The organism is Corynebacterium stationis, assembly GCF_001941345.1.
GTDB lineage: Bacteria > Actinomycetota > Actinomycetes > Mycobacteriales > Mycobacteriaceae > Corynebacterium > Corynebacterium stationis.
This window is the reverse complement of the sequence record NZ_CP009251.1, coordinates 1,473,294-1,484,958: the sequence shown is the minus strand read 5'-3', so window position 1 is coordinate 1,484,958 and position 11,665 is coordinate 1,473,294. Positions and strand designations below refer to the sequence as shown.

The following is an 11,665-nucleotide window of genomic DNA, read 5'->3' as shown; positions in this document are numbered from 1 at the left end:
CTGATGGTCACCTGTTCGCTCCTCTCAGCTGTGGGTTTAGATCAGGTCCATTGCTCCCATGCTGCTCACGTGGTGCGTATTGCTCACCAGTTTGCCACCTGGGGTGTGCAGGCGGACTTTGCCGCGGTGACGTCGCATCCGGCCGCGACTCGGTTTTCGTCTTCCTTGTTTCTTTCTGCCCGGCGTAGCCGGTCCGTCGTCGTTGACGCCGTTGTGATACTTACACAACATCGTGAGGTTCGACGGTTTGGTGTGCCCGCCATTCTTGTGCGCGTCGATGTGGTGGACCTGGCATCTATCGGCAGGTACGGTGCAGTCTGGCCACGGGCAGACCAGGCTCTCTGCCATGGCCAAGGTGCGTAGCTTGTCGGACGCGAACCGTGTCTCGTAGAGATTAACTGGTCCGGCGGTGGGGTGGAAGAGCCCGACATAAAGTTTGTCGCCAAACGCGCCTTCCATCGCAGCGTTGATGAATTCGACGCCGGTCATGGTCGTTCCGTCAGATAGACCGATGATGACGTCGTCGCCGCGACCGCAGGAGACTTTCGCGAAGTCATCGAGGCCAATAGCAATGACGGTGCGGTATTCCGGCTTGATAAGGCCGGTGCCGCCTCCATCGACGAGGTCCCAGAAAGGCTCGAGCAATGCTTCAGAGCGTGGCTGGTCCTCATCGTGCTTGATGCCAACATCAAGCGTCTTTTCTAAATCGGTAATACGGCGCTGGGTATCGGTAATACTTATGGTGCGGAGGCCGTCAATAGCCCGGCCGACGCGAACGCCGCGTTTCTTCTTGGTGTCGCCGCCTTCTTCCGTGACACGTTTCTTGGCGTAGGCTTCGACTTCTTCGAAGGTGCCTTCAAACGCGATAAGTTCTGCACGCAAGCGCCAAGCGGCACCGCGCTTCTTCAACTTCTTGGCGTGCTTTTCCACCATCTCTAAATACTCAAGGCTTAAACCCCGCTCTTCAGCAAGTGCTACTGATTCGCGTTGTAGGCGAGGTGAGTCGGTGGGGCCGAAAAGGACATCGGAAAGCTGGGTGAAATTCTTGGCGGTCTTGCGAGCCATGCCATCGCTTGCCATGTCGTATGGCGAGCGTTTAGACATGTCTTTTAAGATGGCTATTGCTTGGCTGGTGAGAGCCATAAATTCTTCGTATTTATCCATGCCTTCGACACTAAAATGCCTTTGCAAGCCCGCGCTAGGGGAAGGTCAAAAACCTGTGGATAACTACGTTGACACATCACGCAACAGGCGAAGTTATCCACAGGCGGGTTGCTTTTCGCAACACCAGCACCAAAGAAGCCGATTATTCCCTGAGGGGTTCGCGGCCCAGTTCGTGCGCGAGGGCTTTGTCGATGGTGGAGTAGCGGAAGTGATGCTCGTGGTTGTTGAGCACTTCGGGGATAACGCGCTGATCGGCAAGCGCTAGTTCGCGTGCGCCTTCTTTGCCTAGGAGTAGAGCTGGGCCGAAAGTCGGAATTGGGATGACCGAGGGGCGTTTCATCTCCGTGCCGATAGCGTGTGCAAGTCCCCGGTTAAGCACTGGGTTAGGGCTCACGCCGTTGACCGCGCCGGCGTAGGTTTCATCGAAAATGGCGTGCGTATAGATATCGGTAAGGTCATCGGCTGCAATCCAGGAGAGCCAAAATTCGCCATCGCCGAAAGAACCACCCAGTCCGGTGGAAAAAAGAGCCTTAAATAGCGGCAGGATTCCGGAGTTGCCGGAGAGCACCACGCCGGTGCGAATATTGACCACACGCTTTCCGGCATCTGAGGCTGGGGCAGTGGCTTGTTCCCATTCCACACAGACATCGGCTAAGAAGCCATCGCCAGGCTCTGAGCCCTCAGTCAGAATTTCTTCGCCGCGATCATTGCCGTAGTAGCCAATGGCAGAGGCTGAAACCATGGTGGTCACAGTGTTAGAAGCCGCGACTAATTCTGCGAGCTTGCGGGTCGGGCCGACGCGGGAATCGCGAATGTCGTTTTTATGCGACTCATTAAACCGGCCAAAGATAGGCTCGCCCGCCAGGTGCACCAGCACGTCGACGCCATCTAAGAGATCTGGGTCTGGCGCCTGCGGGTTCCATAGTCGCTGGCCAGGCTTGACCTTGCCGCGCACTAGTTGAATAATCTCATGGCCTGCTAGTGAAAGCTGCGCAGATAATGCGCGTCCAACGGCCCCGCGAGAGCCGGTTATCGCGATAGTGAACCTGCGCTGTGCACCATAAATAGAAGAGCTATCGGCTAAACCGTCAACGTGCCCGATTTCCTTGAGGCGGTTGATTAAAGCGGTATCTTCAATCAACTGCTGCTGGCGGTAGGCAAACATAGAGTCCAAGACTGCCTTTGGCATCCGGGTATCAACCACGTCGGTGACCAAGGTACCTTCGGGGTGATCTTCAAAGCGATGGTCATGGCGCCAGTTAGCCAACATACGCATGGGGGCGTTCGTGCACACATCAGTAAAGGCATAACCTTTGCGATACCGCGAAAGGTCATGGCGCGAGGTCCACCGCAAGCCGGCAGGAAGTCCCAGGATCGTGGTGCCATCGGAAAGCCTGTCTGCCTGCTGGAGCGGAGTCATCGGCACAAATGGCGGAAGCAATCGCGACAGCGAACCCACCCGTGTGTGCCATTCCCACACCTGTTCCCGGGATGCTGGAACTACGTGTGATGCAGAAAAACTCATGTAAGGAAACGCTCCTTGGGGGGTTGTTCATCAGACTGACGGCGCCTAATACTTGCTCCTTAGTTTAGCCCCGATACATTTATTAAGTTGTGCGCAACGTGAATTAAGGAGAAATGATTGCGCGGTGGGGGATACATGAAGGGGGATTCGGGGGAAATAGATACGGTGCGACGGTGCGATAAGTGCTAGTATCTGTGGCAGCTGTAAAACCTACGGTCACCATATTTCTAGTGAACACATCCTTTAAGGACCGCACTGTGAGGCGGGGAAGGAGGTCACGATGAGTGGAACAACTGTACCCAACGACGGGCACGAAGCAAACGATGCGCAGACAAATGTCACGCAGTCAGAATTGCTCAGTGCTGACGACGTTGAACGTACAACCGCACGCATCGCGCACCAGATTATTGAAAAGACAGCATTGGATTCACCCGGTGCTGCGCGAGTAATTTTATTGGGCATCCCTTCAGGTGGCGTGCCCCTTGCACACCGGCTAGCAACAAAGATTGCAGAATTTTCCGGTGTGGACATCCCCAGTGGATCCTTAGATATCACGTTGTACCGCGATGATTTGCGTAATAAACCGCACCGCGCTCTGCAACCAACATCCATCCCAGCCGGTGGCATCGACAATGCCATTGTCGTTTTGGTCGATGACGTCCTCTTTTCCGGCCGCACCATTCGTGCCGCTTTAGACGCGCTCGGCGATATTGGTCGCCCGCAGTCCATTCAATTAGCCGTCTTGGTTGACCGTGGCCACCGCCAGGTTCCAATTCGCGCTGATTATGTAGGAAAGAACGTTCCGACTGCCAGCAATGAAGACATTGATGTCCTTATTAGCGATATTGACGGCCGCGACGCGGTGGTCTTGACCCGCGGCATCACATCCACGCAATAAGGAGACCGAGTGAAACATCTGTTAAGCATCGCCGACCTCGACAAAGACGAGATCATCGGCCTTTTGGATGAAGCAGACACCTTCCGCGATGCGCTGAAAGATAGGGAAGTAAAAAAACTTCCAACACTACGCGGGCGCACCATCTACACCTTGTTTTATGAAAACTCCACGCGCACGCGTGCCTCGTTTGAAACAGCAGGCAAGTGGATGTCCGCGGATGTCATTAACCTCTCGGCATCGTCGTCTTCGGTGAAGAAGGGCGAATCGCTGCGAGATACGGCGTTGACGTTGTCTTCTTTGGGCGCGGATTCAATTATCATCCGCCACCCATCGTCAGGCGCGGCGCAACAGGTCGCGAACTGGGTAGCGCCTAATGGTGATGGCCCATCCGTGATTAACGCCGGTGACGGTTCACACCAGCACCCAACCCAAGCCTTGTTGGATGCGATGACCATCCGTCAACGCCTTGGAATCACCGCGGGTGATTTCGCAGGGCTGAAGGTAAAGATTGTCGGCGATTGCCTACATTCACGCGTGGTGCGTTCCAACGTTGATTTGCTCACCGCGCTGGGGGCGGAAGTAACGCTGGTTGCTCCACCGACGCTTTTGCCTTTCGGGGTGGAGACCTGGCCGGTGAAGACTTCGGTGAATTTCGATGCAGAGATTGCAGAAGCCGATGTCGTGATGATGCTGCGCGTGCAGCAAGAGCGCATGAACGGCGGTTTTTTCCCGTCGCACCGTGAGTACGCAACACTTTTCGGGCTGTCTAAGCAGCGCGCGGCCTTGATGAAAAAAGATGCCATCATCATGCACCCAGGACCTATGTTGCGCGGCATGGAAATCAACTACGCAGTTGCGGACCTGGACCAAACCGCTATCTTGCAGCAGGTTAACAACGGTGTGCACTTGCGCATGGCGGTGCTGTTTACTCTTATCGCCAATAGCGGGTTTGCCGAAGAGCACCCCCAAGGCGCTTAAAGCCGGTATCTAGAAACAACGAGGAGAAAAACCTGTGACCAATTATCCAGAAACCGGCCGGAAAGCACCTGCTGCAGCCGAAACAACTTTGCTCACCAACGTGCGCCCTTATGGCGAAGGTGAAGCGGTTGACGTATTAATCGAAAATGGTGAAATTGCGGCGATTGGCGCTGATGCCGGCACAGGCAAGAAGATCGATAAGACCATCAACGGGGCAGGACAGGTCTTGCTCCCAGGGCTTGTTGATATGCACGTGCACCTGCGCGAACCAGGCCGCGAAGATACTGAAACCATCGAAACCGGCTCCAAGGCCGCAGCTAAAGGTGGCTTCACGGCGGTCTTTACCATGGCCAACACCATGCCGGTCATGGACCAGCCCGTCATCGCTGAGTCGGTGTGGGCAAAAGCTCAGGGCTTAGGGCTTTGCGATGTCCACCCGGTCGGCTCCATCACCAAGGGACTAGCGGGCAAGGACCTCACAGAATTCGGCATGATGGCACGCTCTGATGCCAAAGTGCGCATGTTCTCTGATGACGGCAAGTGCGTTGCTGACCCGCAATTGATGCGCCGCGCTTTGGAATACGCCAAGGGCTTGGATGTGCTCATTGCGCAGCACGCTGAAGAGCCACGTCTGACCGAGGGTGCTGTTGCACACGAGGGCGCGACCGCTGCGCAGCTGGGATTGCGCGGCTGGCCACGCGTGGCAGAAGAGTCCATCGTCGCTCGTGATGCACTTTTGGCACGTGACTACGGCAACCGCGTGCACATTTGCCACGCGTCAACAACCGGCACCGTGGAATTGCTCAAGTGGGCAAAGTCCCAGGACATCCCACTGAGTGCTGAGGTAACCCCGCACCACTTGCTGCTTACCGATGACAAGTTGCGCACCTACGACGGTGTCTTCCGCGTGAACCCACCGCTGCGTGAAGAACACGACACCCTGGCTTTGCGCCAGGCGTTGCTCGATGGAGTAATCGATGTTGTCGCTACTGACCACGCACCGCATGGTTCAGAAGATAAGTGTGTGGAATTTGACCACGCGAAGCCTGGAATGTTGGGGCTGGAAAGCTCGCTCGCGGTCATCGTCAAGCTCTTCGTCGAACCTGGACTTGCGGACTGGCGCTTTATTGCGCGTGTGATGAGTGAAAAGCCCGCGGAGATTACCCGGCTGCCGGACCACGGCCGTCCGATTGCAGTAGGCGAGCCTGCGAATCTCACGCTGGTAGACCCTGAAGCGCGCTGGATATCAGATAAGACCCAGCTTGAATCTAAGAGTGAAAATAACCCCTATGAAGGTATCGAGTTCGGTGCACGCGTCACGCACACCTTGTTGCGTGGGCATCTCACCTATGAACTTGATGCGCAAGATAATTAAAAAGCTCTGAATCTCTCGGTGAAATTTTCCTCGAGATTATGCAAAACAGTGTGGTGGCAGAAATCTTGATTTCGACGCCACACTGGATAGACTCAAGAGCAACCGTAGTAATATAATGCAAAGCAGTGAATTTTTTACACTCAATTTGAAAGGCACACTCCTGTGACGAACACTTCACAACCTGCCATCCTGGTGCTCGCAGACGGCCGCAGCTTTCGTGGCTTAGGCTTCGGCGCAACTGGCACCACCTTGGGTGAAGCGGTATTTACCACCGCCATGACCGGTTACCAAGAAACCATGACCGACCCTTCCTACCACCGCCAGATTGTGGTTACTACCGCACCACACATCGGCAACACTGGTTGGAACGATGAAGATAATGAATCCAACGGCGGCAACATCTGGGTTGCAGGTCTCGTGATTCGCAACCTCTCTCACCGCGTATCCAACTGGCGCTCTGAGCGCAGCTTAGAAGAAGAAATGGTAGCGCAGGGAATTGTCGGCATTCAGGGTGTAGACACCCGCACCTTGGTGCGCCACCTGCGCAACGAAGGTTCGATTGCCGCTGGCATCTTCTCCGGCGATGCCGCAAAGCGCTCAGTTGAAGAACTGGTTGAGGAAGTAAAAGCCCAGGACTCGATGGCTGGCGCTGACCTGTCGGCAGAAGTGTCGACCGATGAGGTTTACACCATCCCAGTCGAAGGAGAGAAGAAGTTCACCGTCGTGGCTTATGACATGGGTATTAAGCTTTCGACCCCGCGTCACTTTGCACAGCGCGGAATTGAGACCATCGTGGTTCCTTCTGGCACCTCTTTCGCTGATATCCAGCAGTACAACCCAGACGGCGTCTTTGTCTCCAACGGTCCTGGTGATCCAGCAACCGCAGACGGCGCCGTTGCGTTTATTCGCGAGGTGCTGGCGGCCAAGATTCCATTCTTCGGCATTTGCTTCGGCAACCAGCTGCTCGGTCGCGCACTGGGTCTGGAAACCTACAAGATGAAGTTCGGTCACCGCGGCATCAACGTGCCAGTCAAAAACCACCTCAGCGGCAAGATTGATATCACTTCCCAAAACCACGGCTTTGCCCTGGCGATGCCAACGGATAACCCAGGTGAAGAATTCTCCACTGACTTCGGCCCAGCGCATGTCACTCACACCTGCTTAAACGACGGCACCGTCGAAGGCGTTGCTTTGAGCAATGGCATGGCGTACTCGGTGCAGTACCACCCAGAATCTGCCGCAGGTCCACATGATGCGAACCCACTGTTCGATCAGTTCATTGACCTGATGTCCAACAACGCTTCCACCACTAAGTAATTCCGACCAGGAAAGGTAAGAAAAGAAAACCATGCCAAAGCGCAACGATATTAACCACGTCCTGGTCATCGGCTCCGGCCCGATTGTCATCGGCCAGGCCTGTGAATTCGACTACTCCGGCACCCAAGCTTGCCGCGTCCTCAAAGAAGAAGGACTGCGTGTAACGCTGATTAACTCCAACCCTGCCACCATCATGACCGACCCGGAGTTTGCTGACCACACCTATGTGGAGCCCATTGAGCCAGAGTTCATCGAGCAAATCCTGATTAAAGAGCGCGAAGAAGGGCACCCCATCGACGCTGTCTTGGCAACCTTGGGTGGCCAGACCGCGCTGAATGCCGCCATCCAGTTGGACCGCGCCGGCATTTTGAAAAAGTACAATATCGAACTCATCGGTGCTGACATCGACGCTATCGAGCGCGGTGAAGACCGCCAGAAGTTCAAAGACATCGTCGAATCCATCGGTGGCGAATCTGCACGTTCTGCAGTCTGCCACAACATGGAAGAAGTCCACGCCACCGTTGCAGAGCTCGGCCTGCCAGTAGTTGTTCGTCCTTCCTTTACCATGGGTGGCCTGGGCTCCGGTTTGGCCTACACCAATGAAGACCTAGAGCGTATTGCTGGTGGCGGACTTGCTGCATCGCCAGAAGCTAACGTCTTGATTGAAGAATCTATCCTGGGATGGAAAGAATACGAGCTCGAGCTCATGCGCGACGGCGATGACAACGTGGTTGTTATCGCATCGATTGAAAACGTCGACGCACTCGGCGTACACACCGGTGACTCCGTGACCGTGGCGCCGGCGTTGACCCTGACCGACCGGGAATACCAGGCGATGCGCGATTTGGGCATCGACATCATCCGCGAAGTCGGCGTGGACACCGGCGGCTGTAATATCCAGTTCGCTGTACACCCAGAAAACGGCCGCATCATCGTCATTGAGATGAACCCACGCGTGTCCCGCTCTTCGGCGCTGGCATCCAAGGCGACCGGCTTTCCCATCGCTAAGCTAGCTGCGAAGCTTGCCATCGGCTATACCCTGGATGAAGTTACTAACGACATCACCGGTGTAACGCCTGCGGCTTTCGAGCCAACCTTGGACTATGTCATCGTCAAGGCTCCACGCTTTGCCTTTGAGAAGTTTGTCGGCGCTGATGACACCCTGACCACCACCATGAAGTCCGTGGGTGAGGCCATGGGCATTGGCCGCAACTACATCGCGGGTCTGAATAAGGTCATGCGTTCTTTGGAAACCAAGCAAGAAGGTTTCTGGACTAAGGACGATGAATACTTCGCTGAAGAGCGTGCCAATGACCTCAACGCTGTATTGGACGACCTGCGTCGCCCAACTGAAGGCCGTCTCTACGACGTCGAGCTTGCCCTGCGCCTGGGCGGCACCATCGAGCAGCTGCACGAAGCATCCCAGATTGACCCATGGTTCCTGGCTGAACTGCAGGCTTTGGTTGACTTCCGCACCAAGCTGATTGAAGCACCAGTCCTGGATGAAGACCTCCTGCGCGAAGCTAAGTACATGGGCCTATCTGATAAGCAGATTGCTGCCCTGCGTAGCGAATTTGCTGGCGAAGACGGCGTGCGCGCACTGCGTTGGTCCTTAGGCATTCGCCCGGTCTACAAGACCGTCGATACCTGCGCGGGTGAATTTGAAGCTCAGACTCCGTACCACTACTCGGCCTATGAGCTCGACCCAGCTGCAGAATCTGAGGTTGAAGCCCAAACTGAGCGCGAAAAGGTCATCATCTTAGGCTCTGGCCCGAACCGCATTGGCCAAGGCATCGAGTTCGACTACTCCTGTGTGCACGCCGCACTTGAACTGTCGGATAAGGGATATGAGACCGTCATGGTCAACTGTAACCCTGAGACCGTGTCCACCGACTACGACACCGCAGACCGCTTGTACTTCGAGCCCCTGACCTTCGAAGACGTCATGGAAATCTACCACGCAGAAGCTGAGTCCGGCACCGTTGCTGGCGTCATCGTTCAGCTTGGTGGCCAGACCCCACTGGGCCTGGCACAGCGTTTGGCTGATGCGGGTGTTCCAGTAGTTGGTACCAGCCCTGAGGCCATCAACCTGGCTGAAGACCGCGGCGAATTCGGCAAGGTCTTGGCCAAGGCAGAGCTACCTGCGCCGGAGTTTGGTACCGCGCACTCTTATGAAGAAGCACGCGGTGTGGCCCAGGAGATTGGCTACCCAGTGCTGGTACGTCCTTCCTACGTTCTAGGTGGACGCGGCATGGAAATTGTCTACGACGAGGCAGCCCTTGAGTCCTACATCGAGCGCGCAACCGAGCTCAACAGCGAGCACCCTGTCCTTGTGGACCGCTTCTTGGATGGCGCAATCGAAATCGACGTCGACGCGCTGTGCGATGGCACTGATGTATACCTCGGCGGCGTGATGGAGCACATCGAGGAAGCCGGCATTCACTCCGGTGACTCCTCATGCTCCCTGCCACCGATGACGCTGGGGCCAGAAGATATTGAAAAGGTTCGCGTAGCTACCAAGGCTTTGGCTGCTGGTATTGGCGTTAAGGGCTTGATGAACGTGCAGTACGGTCTCAAGGACAACCAGCTCTATGTCATCGAGGCAAACCCACGTGCATCGCGCACCGTGCCATTTGTTTCCAAGGCCACCGGCGTGGCACTGGCTAAGGCAGCATCGCGCATCATGCTGGGCGCTACCATTGCTGAGCTGAAGGAAGAAGGCATGTTGCCATCGTCCTACGACGGCGGCTCCCTGCCTCTGGAACACCCAATCGCGGTAAAAGAAGCAGTCTTACCATTCAACCGCTTCCGCAGCGCAGATGGTTCTATGCTCGATACCGTGTTGAGCCCTGAGATGAAGTCCACCGGTGAGGTCATGGGCTTGGCCGATAACTTTGGTGCGGCCTACTACAAGGCTCTTATCGCAGGCTTTATGAAGATGCCGAAGGAAGGCTCCATCTTTGTCTCGGTAGCTAACCGCGACAAGCGCAACCTGAGCTTCCCAATTCAGCGTCTGTCCGATATGGGATACAAGATCTTCGCCACCACTGGCACGGCGTCGGTTCTGCGTCGCAATGGCATCGAATGCGAGACCGTGAAGAAGTCTTCCGAGATTCGCAACGGTGCTGAAGGCCGGTCGGTAGTGGATTTGATTTTGGACCGTGAGATTGATCTGGTTATCAATACACCAGATTCCACCTCCGGTGCGCGTTTCGATGGCTACGAGATTCGCAGCGCAGCTTTGGAAGTAGATGTCCCACAGATCACCACCGTGCAAGGGGTCACCGCCGGCGTACAGGCCCTGGAAGCACTGCGCAAGGGTGATTTCAAGGTTCGTGCGCTGCAGGAGCTACAGCATGCCCCAGTCAACTAATACCCAGCCAGTAGGCTTTGGCGAGCGCCTTGTTGCCGCAGGGCAGGTGCGTGGCCGGTTGTGCGTAGGCATTGACCCGCATCCTTACCTACTTCAGCAGTGGGGCTTAGAGGACACGGTTGATGGTCTGCGTCGCTTTAGCGAGGCCTGTGTGGAAGCCTTCGCGGATACTGCTGCTTTGGTGAAACCACAGGTGGCCTTTTATGAGCGCTTTGGCTCCCAGGGTTTCGCCGTCTTAGAGGAGACGTTGCAGTATCTACGCGAGGCAGGGTGCTTGACTGTCGCTGATGCAAAACGTGGCGATATTGGCTCCACCATGGCTGGCTATGCCGATGCTTGGTTAGGGGAGAGCTCTCCGCTGCGTGCCGATGCCGTCACGGTCTCGCCGTACTTGGGTGTAGCAGCGCTGCAGCCGGTCTTTGACTTGGCGGCCAAGACCGGCCGTGGCGTATTCGTCCTGGCTGCTACCTCGAATCCTGAGGCAGTGCAGCTGCAGAATTTCCGCGATGACTCTCACACCGTGGCGCAGCACGTGGTCGATACTTGTGCAGCTTTTAATAGCGAGTGTGCGGCGTCTTCCGCACAGGATGAGGGTGCCAACCAGCACCCAGTGGGCGATATTGGCGTGGTGGTGGGCGCTACCTTGGACACGCCACCTGATTTGTCCCAGCTCAACGGGCCAGTGCTTTTGCCTGGCGTGGGTGCACAGGGTGCGACGGCTGCCGATGTTGCAAAGATTACGCAGACGGCACCCCAGCTGGGCTTTCCGAATGTCTCGCGTGCCATCTTGAACGCTGGACCGCAGGTTGCCGACCTGCAAAAGGCCGTGCAAGAGACCTCGCGTGAGTATTTCGACGGCGGGTTGGTATAGCCGAAGTTAGAACAAACGTTGTTTATGCTGGCAGTTTCCTAAGAACTACCGAGCGGATTTTTCGTGGCACTTTTCCCGATAATTCCGCAGGTTTTTCGTAGGAACGCCAGCATATAGCGTATTTCGGGCTAATTTTGCCGCTGAATTTACACGCAAGCACATGA

General features: G+C 55.9%; 8 protein-coding genes. 6 read left to right on the top strand and 2 right to left on the bottom strand.

Annotation, left to right across the window (positions count from 1 at the left end; genetic code table 11):
* Positions 1 to 36: 36 nt before the first annotated feature.
* Together CSTAT_RS06895 and CSTAT_RS06890 are read right to left on the bottom strand one after the other, a co-directional pair.
* A complete protein-coding gene (locus CSTAT_RS06895) occupies positions 37 to 1,164 on the bottom strand; it encodes an HNH endonuclease signature motif containing protein (RefSeq protein ID WP_075722912.1) in 1,128 nt (375 codons plus the stop codon).
* Between the two features lie 142 nt (positions 1,165 to 1,306).
* Positions 1,307 to 2,689, bottom strand: coding sequence for a TIGR01777 family oxidoreductase (locus tag CSTAT_RS06890; protein WP_075722911.1), 1,383 nt, complete (start codon positions 2,687 to 2,689; stop codon positions 1,307 to 1,309).
* Between the two features lie 280 nt (positions 2,690 to 2,969).
* Between CSTAT_RS06890 and pyrR the strand changes: the two genes are divergently transcribed.
* The 6 genes from pyrR to pyrF all read left to right on the top strand — a co-directional run bounded on the left by pyrR (position 2,970) and on the right by pyrF (position 11,501).
* A complete protein-coding gene (gene pyrR, locus CSTAT_RS06885; protein WP_075722910.1) occupies positions 2,970 to 3,587 on the top strand; it encodes a bifunctional pyr operon transcriptional regulator/uracil phosphoribosyltransferase PyrR in 618 nt (205 codons plus the stop codon).
* Between the two features lie 9 nt (positions 3,588 to 3,596).
* The gene (locus CSTAT_RS06880; RefSeq protein ID WP_075722909.1) at positions 3,597 to 4,565 is read left to right on the top strand and encodes an aspartate carbamoyltransferase catalytic subunit; all 969 of its coding nucleotides are present in this window, start codon (positions 3,597 to 3,599) and stop codon (positions 4,563 to 4,565) included.
* Positions 4,566 to 4,599: 34 nt separating this feature from the next.
* Positions 4,600 to 5,940: a dihydroorotase gene (locus tag CSTAT_RS06875; protein ID WP_075722908.1), complete on the top strand. Its 1,341-nt coding sequence runs from the start codon at positions 4,600 to 4,602 to the stop codon at positions 5,938 to 5,940.
* A 162-nt stretch (positions 5,941 to 6,102) separates the two neighbouring features.
* On the top strand, positions 6,103 to 7,257 hold the full coding sequence (gene carA / locus CSTAT_RS06870) for a glutamine-hydrolyzing carbamoyl-phosphate synthase small subunit (RefSeq protein WP_075722907.1): 1,155 nt from the start codon (positions 6,103 to 6,105) through the stop codon (positions 7,255 to 7,257).
* A gap of 31 nt (positions 7,258 to 7,288) precedes the next feature.
* A complete protein-coding gene (carB, locus tag CSTAT_RS06865; RefSeq protein WP_066794165.1) occupies positions 7,289 to 10,630 on the top strand; it encodes a carbamoyl-phosphate synthase large subunit in 3,342 nt (1,113 codons plus the stop codon).
* Positions 10,614 to 11,501: an orotidine-5'-phosphate decarboxylase gene (gene pyrF, locus CSTAT_RS06860; protein WP_075722906.1), complete on the top strand. Its 888-nt coding sequence runs from the start codon at positions 10,614 to 10,616 to the stop codon at positions 11,499 to 11,501. Before carB ends, pyrF begins: the two co-directional genes overlap by 17 nt.
* The last annotated feature ends 164 nt before the right edge of the window (positions 11,502 to 11,665 follow it).

What these genes read in the sequence shown, in the direction of transcription:
- CSTAT_RS06895 (WP_075722912.1), bottom strand. Translation starts at nt 1,164, where the DNA reads ATGGATAAATACGAAGAATTTATGGCTCTCACCAGCCAAGCAATAGCC.
- CSTAT_RS06890 (WP_075722911.1), bottom strand. Translation starts at nt 2,689, where the DNA reads ATGAGTTTTTCTGCATCACACGTAGTTCCAGCATCCCGGGAACAGGTG.
- pyrR (WP_075722910.1), top strand. Translation starts at nt 2,970, where the DNA reads ATGAGTGGAACAACTGTACCCAACGACGGGCACGAAGCAAACGATGCG.
- carB (WP_066794165.1), top strand. Translation starts at nt 7,289, where the DNA reads ATGCCAAAGCGCAACGATATTAACCACGTCCTGGTCATCGGCTCCGGC.
- pyrF (WP_075722906.1), top strand. Translation starts at nt 10,614, where the DNA reads ATGCCCCAGTCAACTAATACCCAGCCAGTAGGCTTTGGCGAGCGCCTT.